Genomic DNA, 25,845 nt, shown 5'->3' with positions numbered 1-25,845 from the left:
ATATTACATAAATTAATTAACTATAGGTAAAACTTTAAAATTCATGGGATTATGAAGAATAGTTTTTGTAAATACAAGTCTATTTTAGTATTATAGTAAAAAGTATGCATAAAATTTTATACTTGGTAGGATACTATAAATGTAAAAATATTTACAATAAACTGGAGGGAAGATAGTATGAAAGCAACTGGTATTGTTAGACGTATAGATGATCTAGGAAGGGTTGTAATACCAAAAGAGATAAGGAGAACTCTAAGAATTAGAGAAGGAGATCCTCTTGAAATATTTACAGACAGAGAAGGAGGAGTAATATTAAAGAAATATTCGCCAATTGGTGAATTAAGTGATTTCTCAAAGGAGTATGCTGAATCCTTAAATGCTTCCAGTGGGCATATAGTTCTCATATCTGATAAAGATAACATTATTTCTGTGAGTGGCGGGGTGAAAAAAGAATATTTAGAAAAACGCGTAAGTGATGAACTAGAAAAGGTTATGGATGATAGAAAACTCGTTAATATCAATGACAATGATAATAAAGCAATACCTCTAATAGAAGATGAAGATACTGAAGGAAAATATTCTGCACAGATAATTTCGCCTATTATAGCAGAAGGAGATTCTATTGGAGCGGTAATTATAATGTCTAAGGAAGATGGAGTAACTTTTAGTCAGATAGAAGAAAAATTGGGAGAGACAGCCTCTTTGTTTTTAGGGAAGCAAATGGAACAATAACATTATTGTACTAGTTATAATAAATTTTAAGAGCTAAAGGTTACATATGGTGTCAGAAATAAATGATTGCTTTATTTTGTTTAGTTATTTATTTAGGATGCATATAAAATCATATAAAAAGTAATAATACCTCCAAACTATAAATATTAATATCTTATAGGAATTTTGGAGGTATTGTATATTATGAAAAAGCAATCGCTTATTAGAGGAACTGTTATTTTGGGAATGGCAGGTATTGTAGCTAAATTTTTAGGGATATTTTTTAGATGGCCGCTTATAATGTTAATAGGTGATGAAGGTATTGGATATTATCAGATGTCATATCCTATGTACATGTTTTTTATAGCCACTGCATCAGGTATACCTGTAGCTATTTCAAAATTGGTTTCTGAGAGAAATGCAGTAGGGGATAGAGATGGGGCAAATCTAGTACTTAGAAAAGCACTTGTTCTTATGATTATCATTGGAGGGGGATTTACAGCCTTTATTCTGATATTTAGTAATAAATTAATAATTTTTTTGAATTGGGATAGGAAATCCTATTACTCATTAATTGCTATTGCTTTTGCACCACTATTTATATCTATAGTAAGTGCTTTTAGGGGATTTTTTCAAGGTATGCAAAATATGAATCCCACGGCTATATCTCAAATATTTGAACAATTAGGAAGAGTAATGGTTGGAGTTGGACTTGCATATATATTATTACCTAGAGGAATAGAATATTCCGCAGGCGGGGCTGCTTTTGGAGCAGTGGCTGGTGCTGTAGCTGCTGGAATATATTTAATAGGTAAATATATTAATGTTCGAAAGGAATTTAAAATTGTTAAACATAAAAAAAATTATGAAATAATGAGTAAATTATTATATATAGCAATTCCTATTTCTCTTGGATCAGCAGTGAGTAGTATTATGGGATTACTTGATTCCATAATTGTTCCTCAGAAACTTATTATGGCAGGATTTAACTATAAAGAGGCGACTATACTTTACGGACAACTTACTGGTAAAGCATTTGTATTAGTTAATGTACCATTAACATTATCTATAGCTCTATGTGCATCACTAGTACCAATAATATCAGAAGCATATATATTGAACAGAAGGCAAGAAGTTATACATAAACTTCATTTAGCTATAAAAGTATCAATGGTTATTGCAATACCATCTTTATGTGGATTATTTTTTATGGCCAGGCCTATATTAAATTTAATATTTCCAGGTCATGGAGATGGCTATTTGATTTTAAAATACTTAAGTATTTGTATACCGTTCATAGTACTTGCTCAAACTTGTACTGCCGTATTGCAGGGAGTTGGCAAGTATTTCTATCCTGTAATAAACTTGTTTTTCGGATGTATTGTTAAGGTTACTATAACTCTATATTTAGTTCAAATGCCTGAAATAAATATATACGGAGCAGTAATAGGAACTATATTTGGATATATGACAGCAGCCATGCTTAATATAAGACTTGTTAAAAAATACTTAAATGTAAAAATTAACTTTTATGAAAGTATAATAAAACCAGCCTATGCATCTATAATTATGGTAATCGCAGTTGTATTTATTTATTTAAATGTCTATAATAATACAATGAGTAATAGTATAGCTTGTTTTGTGGCTATATTTTTAGGTGTTATTATATATTTAATTTTAATATTGTTGTTTGGAATATTTAGTTATAGTCAAATAAAGAGGAGAATAGGTAGAAGAAAGTTATAGAGGAAATATATATAAAGGAGATAGGCATATGATTAATATAGTGGGTTTGGGTCCAGGATCTTTAGAATCATTGACTATGGGTGCAATACAAATAATAAAACAAAATAGTAATATATTTTTAAGGACAATAAAGCATCCTACAGTTAAATTTTTAAAGGATGAGGGACTTGATTTTTTGACCTATGATGGTAAATATGAGCAGGCTGAAAATTTTGATGAAGTATATAGTTCTATTGCTGAAGATTTATTAAAGCAGCATGAGCTACTAGGAAATATTGTTTATGCTGTACCAGGCCATCCATTAGTAGCTGAAAAATCAGTTAATATTTTATTAAAGCTCTGTAAGGACAGAAAAATACAAGTTAATATATTACCAGCTGTAAGTTTTATTGATGCTGTAATGGAGGCACTAGAGATAGATCCAATAGAGGGTATTAAGGTAATAGATGCCTTTGATATAAATAATCAAATTATGGATAAGAGAATAGGAACTATAATAACTCAGGTCTACAATAATTTCATAGCATCTGAGGTTAAACTCGCTTTGCTAAATTATTATAGAGATGATACTGAAATTTATTTTGTAAGATCAGCGGGAATAAAAAATGATGAAAGTATAAGGAAAATATTGTTGTATGAGCTGGATCGTCAACAGGATATAGACTATCTTACATCTATATATATACCAAAAGATTTAAATAATAATAAAGACTTTTATGATTTAGTTAATATTATGGATATTTTAAGGGGAGAAAATGGATGCCCTTGGGATAAAAAGCAAAATCATGATTCCATAAAGAGAGGTCTTATAGAAGAGAGTTATGAAGTATTGGAAGCTATAGATAAAAAGGATGAAAATATGATAGTGGAGGAACTGGGAGATGTCCTCTTTCAGATTATATTTCATTCACAGATAGGGAAAGAAGATGGCTATTTTAATGTGAATGATGTGATTGAAGGTATATGTAATAAAATGGTTGATAGACATCCACATATATTTGGTAATGAAATTGCAGATACTTCAGAGGCTGTGATTGATAGATGGGATCAAATTAAAATGAAAGAGCAAAAATTAACTAACCATGCAGATGAATTAAAGCATATAGCAAAAAATTTACCAGCACTCATAAGAGCAGAGAAAGTACAGAAAAAGGCAGCTAAAATTGGATTTGATTGGGATAAAGTTGAAGAGGCTATGGATAAGGTTTTAGAAGAATTAAATGAAGTAAAAGATGTATATAAAGGTAGTAATAGGGATAAAATATTAGAAGAAGTGGGCGATTTAGCATTTAGTGTAGTAAATGTTTCAAGATTCCTTGACATTGACCCTGAAAATGCTTTAAATTATACTATAGATAAATTCATTAGACGCTTTGAATTCATTGAACTAAAGGCAAAGGAAATGAATATTATTTTAGAGGATATGACACTTGGCGAAATGGATAAATTATGGAATGAAGCAAAATCTCTAAAAATCTAATAAATATATGTTAATTATTTATTAAAAAGAAGGAATTTTGTAATTTATGAAGAATATGCTATTAAGTTGATGTATATTCTTAATTTTAAGGAGGTAACAAAAGTGAATAAAGCAGAATTAATTACAAGTATAGCTGAAAAAAGTAATTTAACAAAGAAAGATGCAGAAATAGCTCTAAAAGGATTTATAGAAAGTATTGAAGAAGCTCTTGAAAAGGGTGAGAAAGTTCAATTAGTTGGATTCGGTACATTTGAAACAAGAGAAAGAGCTGAAAGAAAAGGAAGAAATCCAAGATCTAAAGAAGAGATAACTATACCTGCTTCAACAGTTCCAGTATTCAAAGCTGGAAAAGAATTTAAGGACAGAGTAAATAAATAATTTATTTGATTTTATTCCAAAGCCTGGATTTTATCCAGGTTTTTTTGCTATTATAGATTAAATTTCAATTATCAAGAGAATTCAAGGAGGAACGTTTATGAGATTAGATAAGTACCTGAAGATATCAAGAATAATAAAAAGAAGAACGGTGGCAAAAGAAGCTTGTGAAAGTGGTAGAGTTTTTATAAATGGAAAGTTAGCAAAACCAAGTTCAGAAGTAAATGAAGAAGATATTATAGAGATTAAGTATTCTGAAAAGGTGCTAAAAGCAAAGATAATGAATATTTCAAATCATGTTCTTAAAGAAAATGCAAATCAAATGTATGAAATTATTTCAGATAAGAAAGATAATTAATTTTTAAGCTAATGAATACCAGTGTATAAAGTAATATAACTCTCTTGTTTTACATATATATTTATAGGTGGAATAGGAGGGAAAAGTATGGAAGTAAAAGTTGAAGATAAAAAAAGTAATTTAGTGCTTGAAAATAGAAAAAAATTGTCCATTACAGGTGTAAATGAAGTAGTCAGTTTTAATGACGAAATTATAATATTAAATACTAATTTGGGGGCACTGACAATAAAAGGTAATGAGCTGAAGATGAATAAGTTAGATGTAGAAAATGGAGATATGAAAATTACCGGATCAATAAATTCCTTTGCATATACAGGCAATCAAAGTAGAAAAAATAATGAAAGTATAATAGCTAGACTATTTAGGTGAAGAGTATGGTACTTTCAAATTTTATTCAATTTAATTTACTTTTTTATAGTTTTATTGCAGGAATATTTACCGGTATATTATTTGATATATATAGAGTTATTAGAGGATTAGAACTTCCTAATAAAGTTTTGGGATTTATTGAAGATTTACTTTTTTGGATTTTAACTGCTATAATAATATTTGTATTTTTACTTTACAGCAATGATGCGATTATGGGTATTTATGTATATTTATTTATAGCACTTGGTGTATATATTTATATTAAACTTTTAAGTGAAAAATTAATATATGGTGAAGTTAAACTTTTAAGATTTTTTGTAAGGTTTATAAGAATAACATTTAACCTTATAATATATCCTATTAGGCTATTATTTAATTATTTTTTAGGTAAGGATAAAAATAAAGGATAAAAAAACTTGAATATATTAAAAAAAAAATTTAAAATAGAGATAGTAGTTTAAATGCTTAAATTCTGAAAGGAAAACGGTATGGGAAAGAAGTCTAAACTTAAGTATCTGATAGTAGGAATTATTGTTATCAATGTGTGTTATGTATTTATTAATCAGCAACTTACTATGAACAGAATACAAGCAGGAATTCAAGACAAGACTATGGAAGCACAAAGAATCAAGTCCGAGAATGAAAGATTGCAGAGCGAGATTAAAATATCGCAATCGGATAAATACAGCGAAAAACTTGCTAGAGAAAAATTAGGTCTTATTAAACAAGGCGAGATTCCTGTAGTAAATGGCAGTAATAATAAATAAATGTTATAATATCTATAATTAAAATAAAATATAAACATTATATCAAGGAGGAATCTTTTTAATATGACCTTAAAGGTAGGAGTAATTCTAGAGGGTACAATAATAAATATTACAAATTTTGGTGCATTTGTAGAGGTGGAGGGTAAAACTGGTCTTGTGCATATTTCAGAAGTTGCTGACACTTTTGTTAAAGACATAAGAGACTACTTAAAGGAACAGGATAAAGTAAAAGTAAAAGTTTTAGCGGTAGATGATAATGGAAAAATAAGTCTGTCTATAAAGCAAGCATCTGTTCCTAAAAAAACATGTAAACCTGCTGATATTGATTGGAGCAATAATTCTAAACCTAAACAGGGAGGGGCCGATTTTGAAGATAGACTATCAAAGTTTTTAAAGGATAGTGAAGAGAGATTTCAAGATTTAAAGAGGCATCAAGAGGCAAAAGGCCGTGGTGGTTACAAAAAAAGTTAATATTAAGTAAATAAAGAGGCTTCTATTAGCCTCTGCTATTTTTGTCTATAGTTTTTTTATATCAATGAATTTTACTGAGATGAGATTTGTTTCTTTTACTTTCCCTTCGGTGTTATGCAAATGCTATAGTGACTAATCATCAGGTGAATTTTAAAGTACATAAAAACAGAGTTCTTGGCATCAGGTTGAGTTTTTATTCTAGCTGATGCTTAGAAATCGTTATCCAGGGACGTAGCCACTCTTTACTCCCACGTTGAAGAAAAGCAGAGAACAAAAATCTTCGATTTTCTGTGAATCGCTTTCACAGAGTGCAAGCAGAGAACAAAAATCTTTGATTTTCTGTGAATCGCTTTCACAGAGTGCAAGCAGAGAACAAAAATCTTTGATTTTCTGTGAATCGCTTTCACAGAGTGCGATGGGAGTATTAGTGTGGGTAGTCATGGGATGAATAATAGTTGAAAAAACATTATTAATAGTTGTTGACATATAGTAGAATATGATATATAATAATCTTTGTCGCCATGAGTGACAGGCCGAAGTGGCGGAACTGGCAGACGCACAGGACTTAAAATCCTGCGGTGCTTAAACCACCGTACCGGTTCGATTCCGGTCTTCGGCACCATAATATCGCGGGGTGGAGCAGCTGGCAGCTCGTCGGGCTCATAACCCGAAGGTCGTAGGTTCAAGTCCTACCCCCGCAACCAGATTTGGCGGAATAGCTCAGCTGGCTAGAGCATTCGGTTCATACCCGAAGTGTCGTAGGTTCAAGTCCTATTTCCGCTACCAGAGTCCATACATATATGTATGGACTCTTTTGTTATTTTAATCAAACTATGAGAATTTATTTATCCTATAATCATAGGTACTTTTTTAGATAATTTATTTATATAATTATTAACTTCAATTCGTAATTGTGAGATAAGACGAATTAAAAGGAAGGGATAAAATGCGTGAAATACTGGGTATAATTGTAATAGGAGCAATGTTCTTCTTTCCTATACCTTACTATATAGTGAAAAATGCAGTTGAAGATGGAACACTGGAAGCATTAATGAAATATGAGAAAATAAAAAATCAGAGTGAGTAGATAAAATCATAATATTCTTATCATATTTTCAAGGGTTATATATTACGAAGCATGTATTGTATATTGCTTAATAAAGCTTTATCATACTATTATTAGAAAAGGGTAAGGGGAGATTCAAGGTGGATATAGAAAATGTATTTAAAGAGTTTCCAAGCATGGAAACTCATAGAATAAGTCTAAAGGAATTAAAAGAGGATTATGATAAAGATTTATTTGGATTTTTTTCGGATAGAAAAGTAATGGAATATTATGATATAAAACCATTAGAAACTATTGATGATGCCAGAAGATTAATTGGTAGATTTATTGATAAGTATAGTTTATTAAGAGAGTATGCATTTTTCAAAGGAGAATTTAGAGATTTAATTATGCTGTCTTTATTAAAAAAAGATTATATAAAAAATATTTAGTTTACAACATTCTTATATTGTTAATTAAAATATTAAAATAATCGTTGACAGGTAGTAGAATATGAGATATAATAGTTTTTGTCGCCATGAGTGACAGGCCGAAGTGGCGGAACTGGCAGACGCACAGGACTTAAAATCCTGCGGTGCTTAAACCACCGTACCGGTTCGATTCCGGTCTTCGGCACCATAATATCGCGGGGTGGAGCAGCTGGCAGCTCGTCGGGCTCATAACCCGAAGGTCGTAGGTTCAAGTCCTACCCCCGCAACCAGATTTGGCGGAATAGCTCAGCTGGCTAGAGCATTCGGTTCATACCCGAAGTGTCGTAGGTTCAAGTCCTATTTCCGCTACCAGAGTTCATACATATGTATGAACTCTTTTGCGTTTTATGGATACTGAATTCATTGGTTCATATATTGAAAGATATTATTTTTATGTTGGATTTACCTCTTTGAGTTTAAAAAATAATTGTCATATAAAATCATTAATGACATAAAATTTATAATATTTTTTATAACGACAATTTTTATAAATGGGTTTTAAATAAAAGAAACTGAATTACTTCAAAGGATAGATGAATTTTAATTCTTTTTATTTATAATTTTAATATTAGAGAGTATTTGTATTATAAACTTGTATTTTTAAAATGTATAAAAAAATCTAGGGATAAATGTCCTAAAAAAAATTGACTTCAATTCACTTTTGTGACAAATAATTCCAGACGATACTGCTATAATAAAAATAGTTTATTAGTTGGGAGATGTTTGTATGCAATATAATTCACAAGTTTACAGTTATCAGAGAGTTAATAAAGAAAATAATGGTTATGAAAGGAACAAATTCATATTAGATATATTTGATATGAAGTTCATATTGTATTTTATCTGTGCCTTTCTAATAAGTAGAGTATTAATGATTAATTCAGCTGCACCCTTTGGCATTGCTTTTGCAATTTCTATTTTAATGCATAGTAATGTAAAAGAAAAGATCATTGGATCAGCTGGTGCTGTACTAGGGTATATAACTTTGTATAATAACTTACAGAGTTTTTATATTTATGTGATTGCCATAATGACAATAACTTTTTTTAGTTTTATTATAGACAAGCTTTCTTGCAATAAAAAAATATTAATATATAGCATGATTATATTATGTGAATTTATGTTTTTTAATTTTATATTGAATAAAATGAATGGAACTATTACTTTTTTTACTTCTATATTAGAATTACTTTATATTATTCCAATATATTATATTATTAATTATTCCATGATATGCTTTAAAAATATAAAGACAAAACATTTATTTAGTGGAGAAGAAGTTGTCAGCATGGCTTTGATAGTATCATTAGCTATAGCGGGTACTTGGGGAGTAAGCTTCTATAATATAAATTTAAGAAATGTTGTTGCACTAATAAGTATTCTTATAATTACATATGTAAATGGGATGACTGTGGGGGCAGCCAGTGGAATAGCAATTGGTGCAGTGATTGGGATGTCTTCAAATATGATGCCAATTTATATTAGTGTTTTTGCTATTTGCGGACTTATATCAGGTATATTTAAAAATACTAATAAATGGATAATGGGTATTTCGTATACTATAACCTTTTTAATAATAATATTATATGAAAAGGTTATACCAAGCTTTAATATTATTGATGGCATGATTTCGTGTGGTATATTTTTTGCAATTCCCAATAAAATTTTACAGAGAATAGAGACTGAAATAAATTTTGAGAAGAAGCAAGAAAGTATATCACAGGGATATATTGATAAAATTAAAAATATATTTATTAAAAGGCTAGACAGTTTTTCAGATGTGCTTTTTACTATGTCTAATATATTGAATAATCTAGTAGACAATGACAAATTGGCCTTAAAGACAAAAAGTAGTGCACTAGTAGAAAATTTAGCAGATAGAGTATGTAATACTTGCAACATGAAAAATATATGCTGGAAAAGAGAACTATATTATACTTATGCAGCTTTTGAAGAACTTATATCTAATTTTCAGGATAATAGGGTAATTGTTCCTAATGAAATAGATAGAAAATGTATACATCGTAATGCATTAATAAAGAATACTGAAGAAATAGTTAACAACTATATTATAAATGAAATGTGGAGAATACGATTAAGTCAAGGAAGAGAAATTTTAGCTAATCAGATTAATAATATGGCAGGAACTATTAAAGAAATACAAAAGGAATTTAACGATAGCCTCAATTTTAATGGAATAATTGAAAAAAAGGTTATAGAAGTTTTAAATAGAAATGATATTAAATTTAAGGATATAATGTGTATAAATGATGATAATGATAGACTTTTAATAAAACTTTCCATGGAGGCTTGTGGAGGAAGACAGATCTGCGTTAAAGAGATATTACCTCTTGTTAATGAAGTTTCAGAGAGGTGTATGTGTGTTTGTGATGATGGGTGCAAAATAAATCCCGATACTAATTTATGTATGGTAGAATTTCAGGAAACTCCTAAATATCATGTTGCTTCTCATGTAAGTCGCAGGAGTAAGCATGGGGAAACAGAAAATGGAGACAGTTATAGTTTTGGAAAATTAAGTGATGGAAGTTATATGATTATAATAAGCGATGGTATGGGGTCAGGGGCAAAAGCTGGTCATGAAAGTAAAGCTGCTATTGATCTTATTGAAAAATTCACCATGTCTGGGCTTAGTAAAATTACTGCCATTAACAGTGTAAATTCTATAATGACTTTAAAATTTAGTGAGGATGAGAAATTCTCTACAATAGATTTATGTAGTATAGATTTATATTCTGGCAATGTAGAATTTATGAAAGTTGGCGCAGTCACCAGTTTTATTAAAAGAAAAGATAGGGTTGAAATAATAAATTCTAAAACCTTGCCTATTGGTGTATTAGATAAAGTTGATATTGATACAAAAGACAAGAAGGTTCAAAATGGAGATATTATTGTAATGATAAGTGATGGCATAACAGATTATGATAATGAAAATGCAGGAAAAATAAATTGGATTGTAGAATATCTGGAGAATTGTGGTTCAAATAACCCTAAAGATATAGCAGAAGAAATTGTTAAAAGATCGGTTAAGATGGGTGGAGGTAAAGCAAAAGATGATATGACTGTTATTGTATCAAAAATATATAGTTTATATTAAAGTATTTAGTTGATAATTGAATGAGAATTTATAATTGTGATATAATGAATTAGAAAAATAAGGATTTGTTTTAGAATAATGTTTAAAGCATTATTCTAAAACGGGTTGGTCATTAAATGTTTTTAGGAAGTGGTGCCATTGTTAGATAAAGTATTAAAAACTATACAGGAAAATTCAATGTTTTCCATAAATGATAAGGTTATAATTGCAGTTTCTGGTGGCCCGGATTCAATGTGCCTTCTTCATATATTAAATAGTATTAAGTCTAAATTAAAGATAAAACTTATAGCTGCTCATGTAAATCATTGTTTGAGAGGAGAGGAAGCTGATTACGACGAATTTTATGTAAAAGAATTTTGTGATAAATTAAATATTGATTTTTATAGTGTAAGAATAGATATAAATAAGCTTGCTAAGGATAAGGGTATATCATCTGAAATGGCTGGTAGAGCTGCTAGATACGAGTTCTTCGAAAAAATAAAAGATAAAATAGGTGCACAAAAAATAGCTATAGCTCATAATGCAAATGATCAAGCTGAAACAATACTCATGAGAATAATGAGAGGAACAGGCATCTCTGGAATTATAGGTATAAAACCTATGAGAGATGGTGTGTTTGTAAGACCACTCATAAAAGTAAATAGAGAAGAAATAGAATATTATTGTGAAAAAAATCATATTAATCCAAGAATAGATAAGACAAATCTTGAAAATATATACGGAAGAAACAAAGTTAGACTTGAACTTATTCCATATATAAAGAAAAATTTTAATAAAGATATAGTAATGACACTAAATAGATTAAGTGAAACAGTAGAAATAGATAGCGATTACCTGGAATATGTTTCCTTAGAAAAATATAAATTGTTATGTGAAGAAAAAGAAGATAAAATTATAATACATAAAAAAGCATTTTTAGAACATAGAGCTATTGTTACCAGAATAATCAGGAAATCAATTTCCTATATTACTGGTAGTACATATAATTTTGAAAAGAAGCATGTTTTAGATATAATTAATATACAGATCCATGCTACTGGGACTACTTTGGATTTACCTAATAATATAAAAGTGTACAATAATTATGGAGATATCAGCATATATTTTAAAAATGAACAAAATATTAATGAAGATATTAATGAATATGAACTTTTCATTGGTAAGAGGAATATAATACCTGAAAAAACAATTAAAATTACATTGAGAGCTATAGATGGGAATGAAAAAATAAAGTTTAGAGAAAATAATTTTATAAAATACTTTGATTATGATAAGATAAAAGATAAAATAATATTAAGGTATAGAAAAAAAGGTGATAAGTTTACTCCTATTGGAATGAATGGCAGCAAAAAACTAAAGGATATATTCATAAATATGAAAATTGAAAAAAGTTTACGTGATAGAATACCTCTTATATGTTTTGGCGATGAAATTTCATGGATAGTAGGATATAGAGTAAGCAATAAGTTTAAAATAGGTGAAAATACTAAAAAAATACTTGAAATTAGATTTGAAGGTGAGGAAAACAATGAGAGAGGATATTAAAGAGGTATTATTTACTGAAGAACAAATAAGAGATAAAATTAAGGAAATAGGTAAAAAAATAAGTAATGATTATAGAGAAAAGGATCTTATCTTAATAGGAATTTTAAAAGGATCAGTTATGTTCATGGCTGGTCTTATGAAAGAAATAACAATACCGTGCAGTATGGATTTTATGGCAGTATCAAGCTATGGAAATTCCACTGAATCAACGGGTAGAGTTAAAATATTAAAAGATCTTGATTTTTCTGTGGAAGGAAAGGATATACTTATAGTAGAGGATATTATAGATTCTGGTATAACCTTAGCATACATTAAGGAATACTTATATTCAAGAAAACCAAATAGCTTAGAAATTTCTACACTTTTAAATAAACCAGAAAGAAGGAAGATAAATATAGAACCTAAATATACTGGTTTTAATGTACCAGATGCCTTTTTAGTAGGCTATGGGTTGGATTTTGCAGAAAAATATAGAAATCTTCCCTACATAGGGATTTTAAAAGAAGAAGTTTATAAATAATTAAATTTTGCATTATTGTAAACAAATTTTCGTTATGGTACAATTTTATCGTATTTACAAAGAGAGGGGGGCCTATAGTGAAAAAGATATCGAGCGCTACGGTCTGGATTATAGTATCTATAGTAGTAATTTTTACAGCATTAACATTGCTAGAAAGTGGAAAACCAAGTAATCAAGTTAATTTTAACACTTTTCAACAAAAATATATATCAAATGACATAAAGAGTTTTCAGGTAAAAGAGGACAGAATGACCATTGATGGAACATATACAAATGGTCAAAGTTTTGAAACAGTAGTCCCAATGGAAAGGTTGGTACAGTTTTTAGGAGAACATCCTAATAATGGTAATATATCTGAAACTTATACACCACCAGCTAATATACCTATATGGGTAAATTGGCTACCTAGTATACTTTCTATACTGGTATTAGTAGTATTTTGGATTATGTTCATGCAGCAGGCTCAAGGCGGTGGAGGAAAGGGCGTTATGAGCTTTGGAAAGAGCAGAGCAAGATTGTCCTCTCCAGATAATAAAAAGAAAGTTACATTTGGTGATGTAGCTGGTGCTGATGAAGAAAAAGAAGAGCTTGCTGAAATAGTAGATTTTTTAAAAACGCCTAAAAGGTATCTGGAACTTGGAGCAAGAATTCCTAAGGGTGTATTATTAGTAGGACCTCCAGGAACAGGTAAAACACTTTTGGCTAAGGCTGTGGCAGGAGAAGCAGGGGTGCCTTTCTTCAGCATATCTGGTTCAGACTTTGTTGAAATGTTTGTAGGTGTAGGTGCTTCAAGAGTAAGAGATTTGTTTGAACAGGCTAAGAAAAATGCACCTTGTATAGTGTTTATTGATGAAATTGATGCTGTGGGAAGACAAAGAGGAGCAGGATTAGGTGGGGGACATGATGAAAGAGAACAGACACTTAATCAATTGCTTGTTGAGATGGATGGATTTGGAGTTAATGAAGGAATAATAATGTTAGCAGCTACTAATAGACCAGACATACTAGACAGGGCTTTATTAAGACCGGGCCGTTTTGATAGACAAATTCTAGTTGGAGCTCCAGATGTAAGGGGAAGAGAAGAGATACTTAAAGTTCATTCTAAAAATAAACCTTTAGAGCAGGGCGTAAAACTTGATGTACTAGCTAAAAGAACAGCCGGTTTTACAGGAGCTGATCTTGAAAATCTAATGAACGAATCAGCTTTATTAGCTTTTAGAAATAAAAAGACTTTAATTGGAATGGATGAACTTGAAGAAGCTATAACAAGAGTTATTGCTGGTCCAGAAAAGAGAAGTAGAGTTATCAATGAGGCAGACAGAAAACTTACTGCTTTTCACGAGGCTGGTCATGCGGTGGTAATGAAGTTACTTCCTAATAGTGATCCTGTTCATCAAATAAGTATTGTTCCAAGAGGTATGGCTGGTGGATATACTATGCATTTACCAGTAGAAGATAGGGCATATATGTCTAAGAACAGACTTGAAGATGAGATGGTAGGACTTCTTGGTGGAAGAGTTGCAGAAAAATTGGTGATTGGGGATATAAGTACAGGAGCTAAAAATGATATAGATAGAGCTTCTAGTATCGCCAGGAAAATGGTTATGGAATATGGTATGAGTGAAAATCTAGGGCCAATATCTTTTGGAACAGATCAAGACGAAGTGTTCCTTGGAAGAGATCTGGGGAGAAATAGAAATTTCAGTGAAGAAATTGGTGCAAAGATAGATAAAGAAGTTAAAGAACTCATACAAGATGCCTACAACCAAGCAGAAAAATTGCTCACAGAAAATATGAGCAAGTTAAAGGCTGTAGCTGAGGGATTACTTGAAAAAGAAAAGTTAGAAGCTAATGAATTTGAAGAGATATTTGCTAATAGCTAGAAATGCATTTGCAGTAGGAAACAAAATGTTTTCTACTGCATTATTTTATTTTAAAGCTGTATATACATAGAAAATATTTATAGTGTTATGATATAATATGTAATTAGTATAAAGGCAGATTCAAAAATAAATAGTCAGTATACTGGTCTATTTATTTTCAGATGCCTAAAATATTGAAAATTATAGATGAAAAGGGGCGTATTTTAAAATGAAATCCGATATTGAAATTGCACAGAGCTGCAAAATGGAACCTATTTATAAAGTGGCTGAAAAATTAGGACTAAAGGAAGACGATATAGATTTATATGGAAGATATAAATGCAAAATTTCATTAGATATTCTTAAAAAGAATAGCGAAAAAGATAATGGAAAGCTTATTTTGGTTACTGCTATAAATCCTACACCAGCGGGTGAAGGAAAATCTACAGTAACAGTAGGACTTGGGGATGCATTAAAGAGAAAAAATAAAAATGTTGTTATTGCATTAAGAGAACCTTCTTTAGGTCCTGTTTTTGGCATAAAGGGTGGAGCTGCTGGCGGTGGATATGCGCAGGTTGTACCTATGGAGGATATAAATTTACATTTTACTGGTGATATGCATGCAATAACCTCTGCAAATAATTTGCTTTGTGCAGCTGTAGATAATCATGTGCAGCAGGGAAATCCACTGAAGATAGATGTAAGAAGAATAGTTTTTAAAAGAGTAATGGACATGAATGATAGAGTATTGAGAAGGATAGTTGTTGGACTGGGTGGAAAGCCAAATGGATTTCCTAGAGAAGATGGCTTTATGATTACAGTTGCATCTGAAATAATGGCAATATTATGTTTAGCTAATGATCTCATGGATCTAAAAGAGAGGATGGGTAAAATATTAGTGGCTTATAATTTAGATGGTGAGCCTGTATATTGCAAAGATCTAAAAGTTGAAGGAGCTATGGCGCTTCTTATGAAGGATGCCATACGACCTAATTTAGTTCAAACCTTAGAAAATACTCCAGCAATAATTCATGGAGGACCTTTTGCTAATATAGCTCATGGGTGTAATAGTGTTTTAGCCACTAAAACGGCATTGAAACTTTCTGATTATACCGTTACAGAAGCAGGTTTCGGTGCAGATCTTGGAGCTGAAAAGTTTTTTGACATAAAATGCAGATATGGAAATTTAAAACCAGCTTGTACCGTAATAGTTGCTACGGTTAGAGCTCTTAAACATCATGGAGGAGTAAAAAAGGCTGACTTAAATACTGCAAATGTAGATGCCTTAAAAAACGGAATAGAAAATTTAGGTAAACAAATTGAAAATGTAAAAAAATATGGCGTACCTGTAGTTGTGGCAATAAATAAATTTATAACTGACAGTAACGATGAATTGGATTTTATTGAAAAATATTGTCGGGACTTAGGAGTGAGAGTTTCACTTACTGAAGTTTGGGAAAAAGGTGGAGAAGGTGGACTTGATCTTGCAGATAATGTTTTAGATATAATTGAAAATGAAAACAGCGATTTTAAATATATCTATGATGAGAAGAAAACTATTAAGGAAAAATTGGAAACTATAGCAAGAGAAATATATGGAGCTGAAGGTGTTACATATACTACTGCAGCAGAGAAGCAAATTGCAGAACTTGAAAAATTCAACTTAGATAGATTGCCTATTTGTGTTGCTAAAACTCAATATTCACTTTCAGATAATCCTTCATTACTTGCAAGACCAAAAGGTTTTTACATAACTGTAGGAGAGGTAAGAGTTTCCAATGGAGCTGGATTCATTGTAGCTTTAACCGGAAATATTATGACAATGCCAGGACTTCCAAAGGTGCCAGCAGCAGAAAAAATGGATATTAACCAAGATGGATCTATAATAGGTTTATTTTGATGGCTAAAATACTTGACCAAATAAAATTAAGTTGTTAAAATGAATTTATTGTATTTTTATCTACTATACTTCCATATACAGAATACAAAGGGTGGCTTTAAAGAGCCGCTCTTATAATTTTAGGCATCTTTGTCTCGTCATTTTTCAGATGCCTTATAAGGGGTGTATTAATTTGATTTTAGTTCTGGATGTTGGGAATACTAATATAGTTATTGGTATTTACGATAAAAAAGATCTTATAACTGAATGGAGACTTTCAACAGATATGTTTAGAACTGCAGATGAGTATGGAATTCAGTTTTTAAATCTATTTTCTTTAAGCAAGCTTGAAATTAACATGGTTGAGGGAGTAATAATATCTTCTGTAGTGCCAAATATTATGTATTCTCTTGAACATATGATTAGAAAATATTTTAAAATAGGACCAATAGTTGTAGGGCCAGGAGTTAAAACTGGCATTAATATTAAATATGATAACCCAAGAGAAGTTGGAGCCGATAGAATTGTAAATGCAGTAGCTGCCCATGAGATATACAATAAACCTTTAATTATTATTGATTTTGGAACTGCTACTACCTTTTGCGCTGTAAGAGAAAATGGTGACTATCTAGGTGGGGCAATTTGCCCAGGAATAAAAATATCATCAGATGCTCTCTTCCAGAAGGCAGCAAAGCTTCCAAGAGTTGAATTACTTAGGCCTTCAGAAGTTATTTGTAGAAACACAGTAACAAGTATGCAGGCGGGAATAGTATATGGATACATAGGTCAAGTTGATTATATTGTGCATAAAATGAAGATAGAAATGTTAGAATTAGGTGAGCAGGATATTTTAGTAGTGGCTACTGGAGGTCTTGCTAAGCTTATAAGTGAGGAATCTAAAAATGTGGATATTGTGAATCCATTTTTGACCTTGGAAGGCTTAAGAATCATATATGAAAAGAATAAAAAGCAGGTGAATTATGAAAATATCAGGGCTTGAATTTTCCAATGATGTTTTTCTTGCACCCATGGCTGGGGTAACGGATATTATATTTAGAGGAATATGCAAAGATATGGGATGTGGGCTTGTTTATACTGAAATGATAAGTGCAAAGGCTTTGTACTACGGAAGTGAAAATACTAAAGAACTACTTAAGGTATCTAATAAGGAAAGTCCTGCAGCTGTGCAAATCTTTGGAAGTGAGCCTTTAGTTATGGCTAAGGCCTGTGATTTTTTTAATAATGATAAAAATATATGCCTAGTTGATATCAATATGGGTTGCCCTGCTCACAAAATAGTGAAAAATGGTGAAGGATCTGCTCTTATGAAAGATCCCCAGTTAGCTGCTGATATAGTAAGGGAAGTGAAAAGAGCTTCTACTAAACCTGTAACAGTAAAATTCAGAAAGGGCTTTGATAGTAGCAATATAAATGCTGTAGAATTTGCCAAGAAAATGGAGGATGCTGGAGCGGATGCAGTAACAGTTCATGGAAGAACTAGAGAGCAAATGTACGAAGGCAAGGCAGATTGGAATATAATAGCTGAAGTAAAAAAACAGCTTTCTATACCTGTTATAGGAAATGGAGATATTTTTTTAGCGGAAGATGCCTTGAAAATTAGAGAGCAGACACAGTGTGATGGCATAATGATAGCTAGAGGGGCTATGGGTAATCCGTGGATTTTTAGAGAAATTAATCAGGCTATTAGGGGAGAAATAATTGTAAAACCTTCTGTAGAAGAAAAAATTGATTTATGTATTGCCCATTTAAAACTTGCAGTAGACCATTATGGAGAAGCTAAAGCAATTAGAGAAATGAGAAAAAATATAGCTTGGTACTTGAAGGGATTAAAAAATTCTACAGATATAAAAAATAAAGTGAATTATGAAGGACATAGTGATAAAGTTATAGAAATACTAAAAAATTATAAATCTTTATTGGCTCAGAAATAGCTATAGTCTTTCAAATTAACTATTGTACTGATTAAATAAATGATGTTGATTATAATTCATATATTAAATAAATACATTTTGTTATAAAATATTAATAATGTGAATACAATTTAGAAAGTAAAATTAATATTTAGAATGGTCTGTATCGATAATATTGACAATGGAAATGGGCTGTTTTATAATTACTTAAATGGCTACATCTAGATATTGGTAGTCTTTTGTTTTATTATTATTGATAAATAAATTACCTATAAATATAGAATAGGGCATTTCATGAAATTAGAAGGGGAGAAATAAAATGAGTGAAACAAAAAAATATGTTATGACTTATGAGGGCTTAAAAAAATTAGAAGAGGAATTAGAATATCTTAAGACTACAAAAAGAAAAGAAGTTACTGAAAAGATAAAAGTTGCTCTTTCTTTTGGAGATTTAAGTGAGAATTCAGAATATGATGAAGCTAAAAATGATCAGGCTTTTCTTGAAGGAAGAATTATACAACTTGAAAATATGCTTAAAAATGCTACTATAGTAGATGAATCAGACATTCCAAAAGACAAGGTTAATGTAGGAAGTTTAGTTAAAGTTAAAGATTATGAATTTGATGAAGAAGTGAATTTTTTAATTGTAGGTTCTGCAGAGGCGGATCCTCTTAAAAATAAAATTTCTAATGAATCGCCAATAGGAAGTGCTTTGATTGGTAAAAAAGTGGGAGAAATAATAGAGGTACAGGTTCCTGATGGTACAAATAAATTTGAAATACTAGAAATAAATAGACCATAATTGGAGGTATAGTAATGTCAAATGAAAAAGAGTCATTGACAAAAGAGGAAATAAAATTACAAAGACTTCAAGCAAAAGCTGAAGCTGAAATGAACGATTTATTAAAAGAGAGAAGACAGAAGCTTTCAGATCTTCAGGCAGCAGGAAAAGATCCTTTTGATGTTTATTCTGTGGAGAGAACTCATACATCTCAGCAGATAAAAGAAAATTATGATGAACTTGAAGATAAAACAGTTACTGTTGCAGGAAGGCTCATGTCTAAAAGAGTACATGGAAAGGCTGGATTTTCTGATATTTTTGACAGATACGGTAAAATACAACTTTATATAAAAATAGACGATGTAGGTGAAGAAAAGCTTAAGGCTTACAAAACTTTTGATATAGGAGACTTTGTATCAATAACTGGTAGAGTATTTAAGACAAAAACAGGTGAAGTTAGTATACATATTACAGACTTTGAACTTTTATCTAAATCTTTAAAGCCACTACCAGAAAAATTCCATGGTTTAAAGGATCCAGATTTAAGATATAGACAGAGATATGTTGATCTTATAATCAATCAGGAGGTTAGAGATACTTTCTTTAAGAGAACTGCTATTATAAAGGCTATAAGAGAGTTTTTGGACAATAGAGAATATCTTGAGGTTGAAACACCTATATTGTCACCTATAGCTGGTGGAGCGGCTGCTAGACCTTTTGATACCCATCACAATGCACTGGATATAGATATGTATCTTAGAATAGCAACAGAACTATATCTAAAGAGGCTTATTGTAGGTGGATTTGAAAAGGTATATGAAATAGGTAAGAACTTTAGAAATGAAGGTATAGATGTAAGACATAACCCGGAATTTACCATGATAGAATTATATGAAGCCTATGCTGATTATAACGATATGATGGAAATAACAGAAAATATGGTTGCCTATGTTTGTGAAAAGGTACTTGGAACAACTAAAGTAACATATCAAGGTACTGAAATAGATTTTAAGCCGCCATGGAAGAGAATAACTATGGTGGATGCTGTTAAGGAATATGCCGGAGTTGATTTTAGTGAAATAAAATCAGATGAAGAAGCAAGATCTATAGCTAAAGAAAAGGGACTTGAGCTCAAGAAAAACCTAGAGGATTGTACAAAAGGCGATATATTAAATGAGCTTTTCGAAGCTTTTGGTGAGGAAAAGATGATACAGCCTACCTTTGTATATGATTATCCAGTAGAAATATCACCTCTTACCAAGAAGAAGAGAGGTAATGAGGATTTCACAGAAAGATTTGAAGGTTTTATATATGGAAGAGAATTATGTAATGCCTACTCAGAACTTAATGATCCAATAGTTCAAAAGGATAGATTTGTACAACAACTTAGGGAAAGAGAACTTGGAGATGATGAAGCATATATGATGGATGATGATTTTATTAACGCTTTGGAAATTGGAATGCCTCCAACTGGTGGACTTGGAATAGGTATTGATAGACTTATTATGTTTTTAACAGATGCTTATTCCATAAGGGATGTTATATTATTTCCTACAATGAAACCATTAGCATAATAATAAATGTTAATTATAGGTTATGGAATAGATAAAAATTTTAAGCATTGTGAAGTATTCCGAATCTAATGAGAACACTATCAAAACTAGTTTATCACTATAGTTTTGATAGTGTTATTTTTATCCGATGACTACCCACTCTAATACTCTCACCGCACTCTGTGAAAGCGATTCACAGAAAATCGAAGATTTTGGTTCTCTGCTTTTCTTCAAAGTGGGAGTAAAGAGTGGCTACGTCCCTGGATAATTCATCTAAACTTAGTGGGAGTTTGTATTCCCACTAAGGAAGATTCATTGATGAAATATCCACAAAAATAAAAAAATTAAAATAATGCTTGCTTTTTTAAAATAACTTGTTATAATAGTATATGTAAGTGAGGCAAGTAAAATATTCCGCGATAGCTCAACGGTGGAGCACTCGGCTGTTAACCGATAGGTTGAAGGTTCGAATCCTTTTCGCGGAGCCATTTTTATTTTTTGTAAATTTATTTTAGTAATTTTAAATTAATTCAGCTTGCTAATAAAATTGAATATAATAATTACGCAATGATGGAGAAAAGTAATTTTAAGATTCTTTTAGAGAGGTCATGTAAAGCAGTTAGAAATGAATAATAGTCAATTAAATATGTCACTGTATTTTGTGTGTAACAAAATGTAGATTTTAACGGTGATTTATTAAAGCCTTTCACATAGGTATTGTGTGAAAATAAATTTGTATGTGGACTAAATATTCATTTTAAAAATGCTAAGGTGAGAGTGGCTAGGATTTTGATATGAATGGAGCTTTTGAGTGTAAAAGTATAGAGTAGGGCTAATGCCAATAAGGGTGGAACCGCGGAATTCAAAATTTCGTCCCTTAGGGTATAAGTCCTTTTTTTATTTTGAAAGTTAATTGATTCTATATATTGTGTGGTAATATTTAGTTTATACTATAATATTAATATTTTAAGCTGAATTTATTATTTCCATATCTATTGCTTGTTAGCACTTAAAGGTGTAATTATAATCTATATAAATAAGAAAATTAAATATAGGAGGTTTTATTATATGTCTTTTGAAAAAACAATGGAGAAAATAGTTGCTCTTGCTAAAAACAGAGGTTTTATATTTCCGGGTTCTGATATATATGGAGGATTGGCAAATTCTTGGGATTATGGTCCCTTGGGAGTTGAGTTTAAAAACAATGTAAAAAAAGCTTGGTGGAAAAAGTTTATACAGGAAAGTCCTTATAATGTTGGTCTTGACTGTGCAATACTTATGAATAGGGAAGTTTGGGTAGCCTCAGGCCATGTTGGAGGTTTTTCAGATCCACTTATGGATTGTAAGGATTGTAAGTCTAGATTTAGAGCAGATAAACTTGTGGAAGAGCATATGGTTTCTAAAGGAATAGACTATGCTAGTGCTGACGGTTTTACAAATGAACAGTTAAAAGAATATATAGAAAAAAATAATATAGTTTGTCCAAAATGCGGTAAAAGCAATTTTACAGATATAAGAAAATTCAATTTAATGTATAAAACCTTTCAGGGTGTTACAGAGGATTCTAAATCAGAAATATTTTTAAGACCAGAAACTGCTCAGGGAATATTTGTGAATTTTAAAAATGTTCAGAGAAGCTCTCGTAAAAAAATTCCATTTGGTATAGGACAAATTGGTAAAGCTTTTAGAAATGAAATCACTCCAGGAAATTTTATTTTTAGAATTAGAGAGTTTGAACAAATGGAACTTGAATTCTTCTGTAAGCCAGGAACTGATCTAGAATGGTTTAAATACTGGAAAGATTATAGCCTTAATTTTCTACTAAATTTAGGTATTAATAAAGATAATATACGAATGAGAGATCACTCACCAGAAGAATTGGTTTTTTATAGTAAGGCAACTTCTGATATAGAATACAAATTTCCTTTTGGATGGGGAGAATTGTGGGGAGTAGCAGATAGAACTGATTATGATTTGAGTAAACATATGGAACATTCTGGTGAAGATTTAAACTATTTAGATCCTACAAATAACGAGAAATATATACCATATGTTATTGAACCTTCACTTGGTGCAGATAGAGTTACGTTAGCGTTTTTGGTTGATGCTTATGGCGAAGAGGAGCTTGAAGGAGGAGATGTAAGAACTGTTCTTCATTTACATCCAGCACTAGCTCCGTTTAAAGCAGCCATACTCCCACTTAGTAAAAAGCTTTCTGAAAAGTCTATAGAGGTCTACAATAAACTAAGCAAGAATTTTAATGTAGATTATGATGAGGCTGGAAGTATAGGTAAAAGATATAGAAGAGAAGATGAAATAGGTACACCTTATTGTATAACTATAGATTTTGATACTTTAGAAGATGAGACAGTTACAGTAAGGGATAGAGATACTATGCAGCAGGAAAGAGTAAAAATAGAAGAATTAGAAAAATTCATAGAGGATAAATTAAATTTTTAATGTAATTTAATAAGAATATTAGTACATGATTAAATAGTTATTTTATTTAATCATTATTAAAAGGATATTATCAATTAAATGTATAATTTTAATTGCAACTTATGAATTAAGAAAACTTTTTTAAGGTACTCTAGATATTTAGACAAATAAAAAAAGTCTAAATACTTAGGGTGCTTTTTAAGTAGTCAATATTTTTAATTTTATTTGAATTGCTTCCACAGAATGTGCTGAAGTGGTATGGTGGCTATCTATTGGATAAAAAAAGAGCCGGATACAAAATCCGACTAAATAGGGTTTAATCATGGGGATATGTTATATGTTCAATTAAAACTTGGGGAATTATATTAATGTTTTCCTTACGGCACAATGATAGTATAACATAATAAAGTCGAAATTTGCAATACCAAGGAATAAAGTTAAAAAATTAAATGAATTCTTACAATTCTGACACACATAATCTTTTTAATGGCATAGAATGCTTATACAATTGCTTATTACTAAACTAATAGCTCCTATTAATAATGCGGTATATTTTGAGGATTTGTTATTTTCTGTATTAGAAATTAGAATGATATTTGCTATTATGCCTATGGGAAATGGAATTTCATAATTTATGGTTATGTATATTTGGCTTAAAATCCATATACAAATAAGTTTTAGACTATAAAAATTTTCTGGCGTATGTTTTCTTACATAAGATATATATATCAAAGGACTTGAAATTATCAATGATAAAAAGGGCATTCAACATCACTCATTACAATTAGTATTAATAAATTATATGATGTGTTTATAATAAAATGTTAGTTATGTTTAAATTTTTTAATAAAGTGATATAATTAATAAAGCGGCTGATTAATGAATCTTAGCCGGTGGGACATTTCACTAAGTTTTAATGAATTATTTAGTGATGTGCTGCTGTTATTGATTTCTTTAAAAGTGATGCGGCCACTAGAAGTGAGATAAATAATATATTTCGGGGGTAATCATGAGTAGAAATTTTAGTGATTTTAAAAGATTCATAAATAACAAGAAAACTGTGGTTTTAGGTATAGGTATAAGCAATAGACCTCTAATAGACTTTTTGTTAGAATTAGGAGCTGAAGTTACAGCTTTTGATAGGAAGACAAAAAAACAGATAGGACATGCAGCAGATGAACTTATGGAAAAAGGGGTAAAGTTAATTTTAGGAGAAAATTATTTAGAATTCCTTCAAGGATATGAAGTTATATTTAAGACACCTTCTATGAGGATAGATATTCCAGAGTTAATTAGAGCAAAAAAATCAGGAGCATATATAACCTCTGAAATGGAGGAATTTGTTAAATATTGTCCTGCTAAAATTATTGGAGTTACTGGCAGTGATGGCAAAACTACTACAACAACATTAATATATAATATTCTTAAAGAAGAAGGATATAAGACATGGGTAGGAGGTAATATAGGAACTCCTCTATTTACTAAAATCAGAGATATAAATGAAAAAGATAAAGTGGTCTTGGAATTATCCAGTTTTCAACTCATGACTATGAATGTATCACCTCAGGTATCTATCATAACAAATTTGAGTCCAAATCATTTGGATATTCACAAAGATATGGAAGAATATATAGATGCAAAAAAGAACATATATAAATTTCAAAATCAAGATGGACTGCTTATATTAAATCAAGATAACCGTATTACATCGACTATGGCTAATGAAGCAAATGGAAAGGTTATGGAGTTTAGTACAAAATATAAGTTAGAAAATGGAGCATATTTCTATGGTGGAAAATTATATGTATTAAATAAATTTGTTTGTAAAAGAGAAGAGATAGTAATAAAGGGAATGCATAATGTGGAAAACTTTCTTGCAGCTTTTTGTGCTACTATAGGAGATGCTAGTATTGATACTATGAAAAAAGTAGCGGTTACATTTTCAGGTGTTGAGCATAGATCCGAATTTGTAAGAGAATTAAATGGAGTCAAATATTATAATGATTCTATTGCATCTAGTCCAACTAGAACATTGGCAAGTTTGAGAGCTTTCGAGAAAAAGGTAATACTAATTGCTGGTGGATATGATAAACATATTCCCTTTGAACCTTTAGCAGAAGAAGGTTTAAATATGATAAAAAAATTAATACTTTTAGGAAACACAAAAGATAAGATTGAAGAGAGCTTTAATAAGGTAATGAAGGATAAAAAAGTATATATTCCAATAGTTAAAGTTGACACATTAGAAGAAGCTGTAAATATGGCTAGAAAGAAAGCAGAAGCAGAAGATATAGTCACGCTTTCTCCATCTTGTGCTAGTTTCGATATGTTCCCCAATTTTGAGATCAGAGGAAACAAATTTAAAGAAATTGTAAATAGTATGAAATAGATATATATGGTGATAAAA

22 protein-coding genes and 7 tRNA genes are annotated in these 25,845 nt (G+C 30.5%); all 29 read left to right on the top strand.

All coding sequences use genetic code 11. The features are described from left to right. Positions 1-177: 177 nt before the first annotated feature. The 29 genes from spoVT (at position 178) to murD (ending at position 25,827) form a co-directional block, all read left to right on the top strand. On the top strand, positions 178-732 hold the full coding sequence (spoVT, locus tag CLOPA_RS21640; RefSeq protein ID WP_015617547.1) for a stage V sporulation protein T: 555 nt from the start codon (positions 178-180) through the stop codon (positions 730-732). A gap of 183 nt (positions 733-915) precedes the next feature. Beyond that, positions 916-2,457, top strand: coding sequence for a putative polysaccharide biosynthesis protein (locus CLOPA_RS21635; RefSeq protein WP_015617546.1), 1,542 nt, complete (start codon positions 916-918; stop codon positions 2,455-2,457). A gap of 28 nt (positions 2,458-2,485) precedes the next feature. Further along, positions 2,486-3,937, top strand: a complete 1,452-nt coding sequence (mazG, locus tag CLOPA_RS21630) for a nucleoside triphosphate pyrophosphohydrolase (protein ID WP_015617545.1) — start codon at positions 2,486-2,488, stop codon at positions 3,935-3,937. 69 nt (positions 3,938-4,006) lie between these two features. Further along, positions 4,007-4,315 (top strand): HU family DNA-binding protein, encoded by a 309-nt coding sequence (locus CLOPA_RS21625; RefSeq protein ID WP_278246009.1) that lies wholly within the window; start codon positions 4,007-4,009, stop codon positions 4,313-4,315. Between the two features lie 97 nt (positions 4,316-4,412). Beyond that, positions 4,413-4,670 carry an RNA-binding S4 domain-containing protein gene (locus tag CLOPA_RS21620; RefSeq protein WP_015617543.1) on the top strand — a complete coding sequence of 86 codons (258 nt, stop codon included), beginning with the start codon at positions 4,413-4,415 and terminating at the stop codon, positions 4,668-4,670. Between the two features lie 87 nt (positions 4,671-4,757). After that, positions 4,758-5,039 (top strand): sporulation protein YabP, encoded by a 282-nt coding sequence (gene yabP, locus CLOPA_RS21615; protein ID WP_015617542.1) that lies wholly within the window; start codon positions 4,758-4,760, stop codon positions 5,037-5,039. Between the two features lie 5 nt (positions 5,040-5,044). Next, a complete protein-coding gene (yabQ, locus tag CLOPA_RS21610) occupies positions 5,045-5,449 on the top strand; it encodes a spore cortex biosynthesis protein YabQ (RefSeq protein WP_015617541.1) in 405 nt (134 codons plus the stop codon). Between the two features lie 78 nt (positions 5,450-5,527). Further along, positions 5,528-5,806 carry an FtsB family cell division protein gene (locus CLOPA_RS21605; RefSeq protein WP_015617540.1) on the top strand — a complete coding sequence of 93 codons (279 nt, stop codon included), beginning with the start codon at positions 5,528-5,530 and terminating at the stop codon, positions 5,804-5,806. Positions 5,807-5,869: 63 nt separating this feature from the next. Further along, positions 5,870-6,277 (top strand): S1 domain-containing RNA-binding protein, encoded by a 408-nt coding sequence (locus tag CLOPA_RS21600; RefSeq protein WP_015617539.1) that lies wholly within the window; start codon positions 5,870-5,872, stop codon positions 6,275-6,277. A 532-nt stretch (positions 6,278-6,809) separates the two neighbouring features. Then, a tRNA-Leu gene (locus CLOPA_RS21595) sits at positions 6,810-6,899 on the top strand. A 6-nt stretch (positions 6,900-6,905) separates the two neighbouring features. Next, positions 6,906-6,981, top strand: a tRNA-Met gene (locus tag CLOPA_RS21590). Positions 6,982-6,986: 5 nt separating this feature from the next. After that, positions 6,987-7,063 (top strand) — tRNA-Met (locus CLOPA_RS21585). 160 nt (positions 7,064-7,223) lie between these two features. Then, complete coding sequence (locus CLOPA_RS25405) at positions 7,224-7,364, top strand: hypothetical protein (RefSeq protein ID WP_015617538.1); 141 nt, start codon at positions 7,224-7,226, stop codon at positions 7,362-7,364. Between the two features lie 119 nt (positions 7,365-7,483). Then, positions 7,484-7,774, top strand: a complete 291-nt coding sequence (locus tag CLOPA_RS21580; protein WP_015617537.1) for a hypothetical protein — start codon at positions 7,484-7,486, stop codon at positions 7,772-7,774. Positions 7,775-7,871: 97 nt separating this feature from the next. Continuing rightward, positions 7,872-7,961 (top strand) — tRNA-Leu (locus CLOPA_RS21575). Positions 7,962-7,967: 6 nt separating this feature from the next. Next, positions 7,968-8,043 (top strand) — tRNA-Met (locus tag CLOPA_RS21570). Between the two features lie 5 nt (positions 8,044-8,048). Continuing rightward, positions 8,049-8,125, top strand: a tRNA-Met gene (locus tag CLOPA_RS21565). A gap of 415 nt (positions 8,126-8,540) precedes the next feature. Continuing rightward, the gene (spoIIE, locus tag CLOPA_RS21560) at positions 8,541-10,928 is read left to right on the top strand and encodes a stage II sporulation protein E (protein WP_015617536.1); all 2,388 of its coding nucleotides are present in this window, start codon (positions 8,541-8,543) and stop codon (positions 10,926-10,928) included. Between the two features lie 138 nt (positions 10,929-11,066). Continuing rightward, positions 11,067-12,473, top strand: a complete 1,407-nt coding sequence (gene tilS, locus CLOPA_RS21555) for a tRNA lysidine(34) synthetase TilS (RefSeq protein WP_015617535.1) — start codon at positions 11,067-11,069, stop codon at positions 12,471-12,473. Beyond that, positions 12,457-12,993, top strand: a complete 537-nt coding sequence (gene hpt, locus CLOPA_RS21550; protein WP_015617534.1) for a hypoxanthine phosphoribosyltransferase — start codon at positions 12,457-12,459, stop codon at positions 12,991-12,993. The genes tilS and hpt overlap by 17 nt, the downstream gene beginning before the upstream one ends. 77 nt (positions 12,994-13,070) lie before the next feature. Further along, on the top strand, positions 13,071-14,876 hold the full coding sequence (gene ftsH, locus CLOPA_RS21545; RefSeq protein ID WP_015617533.1) for an ATP-dependent zinc metalloprotease FtsH: 1,806 nt from the start codon (positions 13,071-13,073) through the stop codon (positions 14,874-14,876). 208 nt (positions 14,877-15,084) lie between these two features. Beyond that, on the top strand, positions 15,085-16,755 hold the full coding sequence (locus tag CLOPA_RS21540; protein WP_015617532.1) for a formate--tetrahydrofolate ligase: 1,671 nt from the start codon (positions 15,085-15,087) through the stop codon (positions 16,753-16,755). A gap of 172 nt (positions 16,756-16,927) precedes the next feature. Then, entirely contained in the window at positions 16,928-17,734 is an 807-nt protein-coding gene (locus CLOPA_RS21535) for a type III pantothenate kinase (RefSeq protein WP_015617531.1), read from the top strand. Beyond that, a complete protein-coding gene (gene dusB / locus CLOPA_RS21530) occupies positions 17,715-18,686 on the top strand; it encodes a tRNA dihydrouridine synthase DusB (protein ID WP_015617530.1) in 972 nt (323 codons plus the stop codon). The genes CLOPA_RS21535 and dusB overlap by 20 nt, the downstream gene beginning before the upstream one ends. Positions 18,687-18,984: 298 nt before the next feature. After that, positions 18,985-19,467, top strand: coding sequence for a transcription elongation factor GreA (gene greA / locus CLOPA_RS21525; protein ID WP_015617529.1), 483 nt, complete (start codon positions 18,985-18,987; stop codon positions 19,465-19,467). A gap of 14 nt (positions 19,468-19,481) precedes the next feature. Continuing rightward, positions 19,482-21,020 (top strand): lysine--tRNA ligase, encoded by a 1,539-nt coding sequence (gene lysS, locus CLOPA_RS21520; RefSeq protein WP_015617528.1) that lies wholly within the window; start codon positions 19,482-19,484, stop codon positions 21,018-21,020. A 392-nt stretch (positions 21,021-21,412) separates the two neighbouring features. Beyond that, positions 21,413-21,487: transfer RNA gene (locus CLOPA_RS21515), tRNA-Asn, on the top strand. Between the two features lie 580 nt (positions 21,488-22,067). Beyond that, a complete protein-coding gene (locus tag CLOPA_RS21510; protein ID WP_015617527.1) occupies positions 22,068-23,459 on the top strand; it encodes a glycine--tRNA ligase in 1,392 nt (463 codons plus the stop codon). A 988-nt stretch (positions 23,460-24,447) separates the two neighbouring features. Continuing rightward, positions 24,448-25,827: a UDP-N-acetylmuramoyl-L-alanine--D-glutamate ligase gene (murD, locus tag CLOPA_RS21505; protein ID WP_015617525.1), complete on the top strand. Its 1,380-nt coding sequence runs from the start codon at positions 24,448-24,450 to the stop codon at positions 25,825-25,827. The last annotated feature ends 18 nt before the right edge of the window (positions 25,828-25,845 follow it).

The organism is Clostridium pasteurianum BC1, from assembly GCF_000389635.1.
Classification (GTDB): domain Bacteria; phylum Bacillota; class Clostridia; order Clostridiales; family Clostridiaceae; genus Clostridium_I; species Clostridium_I pasteurianum_A.
The sequence above is the reverse complement of the archived record's forward strand: the minus strand, read 5'-3'. Positions and strand labels throughout refer to the sequence as shown.

What these genes read in the sequence shown, in the direction of transcription:
- spoVT (WP_015617547.1), top strand. Translation starts at nt 178, where the DNA reads ATGAAAGCAACTGGTATTGTTAGACGTATAGATGATCTAGGAAGGGTT.
- CLOPA_RS21635 (WP_015617546.1), top strand. Translation starts at nt 916, where the DNA reads ATGAAAAAGCAATCGCTTATTAGAGGAACTGTTATTTTGGGAATGGCA.
- mazG (WP_015617545.1), top strand. Translation starts at nt 2,486, where the DNA reads ATGATTAATATAGTGGGTTTGGGTCCAGGATCTTTAGAATCATTGACT.
- CLOPA_RS21625 (WP_278246009.1), top strand. Translation starts at nt 4,007, where the DNA reads ATGTATATTCTTAATTTTAAGGAGGTAACAAAAGTGAATAAAGCAGAA.
- CLOPA_RS21620 (WP_015617543.1), top strand. Translation starts at nt 4,413, where the DNA reads ATGAGATTAGATAAGTACCTGAAGATATCAAGAATAATAAAAAGAAGA.
- yabP (WP_015617542.1), top strand. Translation starts at nt 4,758, where the DNA reads ATGGAAGTAAAAGTTGAAGATAAAAAAAGTAATTTAGTGCTTGAAAAT.
- yabQ (WP_015617541.1), top strand. Translation starts at nt 5,045, where the DNA reads ATGGTACTTTCAAATTTTATTCAATTTAATTTACTTTTTTATAGTTTT.
- CLOPA_RS21605 (WP_015617540.1), top strand. Translation starts at nt 5,528, where the DNA reads ATGGGAAAGAAGTCTAAACTTAAGTATCTGATAGTAGGAATTATTGTT.
- CLOPA_RS21600 (WP_015617539.1), top strand. Translation starts at nt 5,870, where the DNA reads ATGACCTTAAAGGTAGGAGTAATTCTAGAGGGTACAATAATAAATATT.
- CLOPA_RS25405 (WP_015617538.1), top strand. Translation starts at nt 7,224, where the DNA reads ATGCGTGAAATACTGGGTATAATTGTAATAGGAGCAATGTTCTTCTTT.
- spoIIE (WP_015617536.1), top strand. Translation starts at nt 8,541, where the DNA reads ATGCAATATAATTCACAAGTTTACAGTTATCAGAGAGTTAATAAAGAA.
- hpt (WP_015617534.1), top strand. Translation starts at nt 12,457, where the DNA reads ATGAGAGAGGATATTAAAGAGGTATTATTTACTGAAGAACAAATAAGA.
- CLOPA_RS21540 (WP_015617532.1), top strand. Translation starts at nt 15,085, where the DNA reads ATGAAATCCGATATTGAAATTGCACAGAGCTGCAAAATGGAACCTATT.
- dusB (WP_015617530.1), top strand. Translation starts at nt 17,715, where the DNA reads ATGAAAATATCAGGGCTTGAATTTTCCAATGATGTTTTTCTTGCACCC.
- greA (WP_015617529.1), top strand. Translation starts at nt 18,985, where the DNA reads ATGAGTGAAACAAAAAAATATGTTATGACTTATGAGGGCTTAAAAAAA.
- lysS (WP_015617528.1), top strand. Translation starts at nt 19,482, where the DNA reads ATGTCAAATGAAAAAGAGTCATTGACAAAAGAGGAAATAAAATTACAA.
- CLOPA_RS21510 (WP_015617527.1), top strand. Translation starts at nt 22,068, where the DNA reads ATGTCTTTTGAAAAAACAATGGAGAAAATAGTTGCTCTTGCTAAAAAC.
- murD (WP_015617525.1), top strand. Translation starts at nt 24,448, where the DNA reads ATGAGTAGAAATTTTAGTGATTTTAAAAGATTCATAAATAACAAGAAA.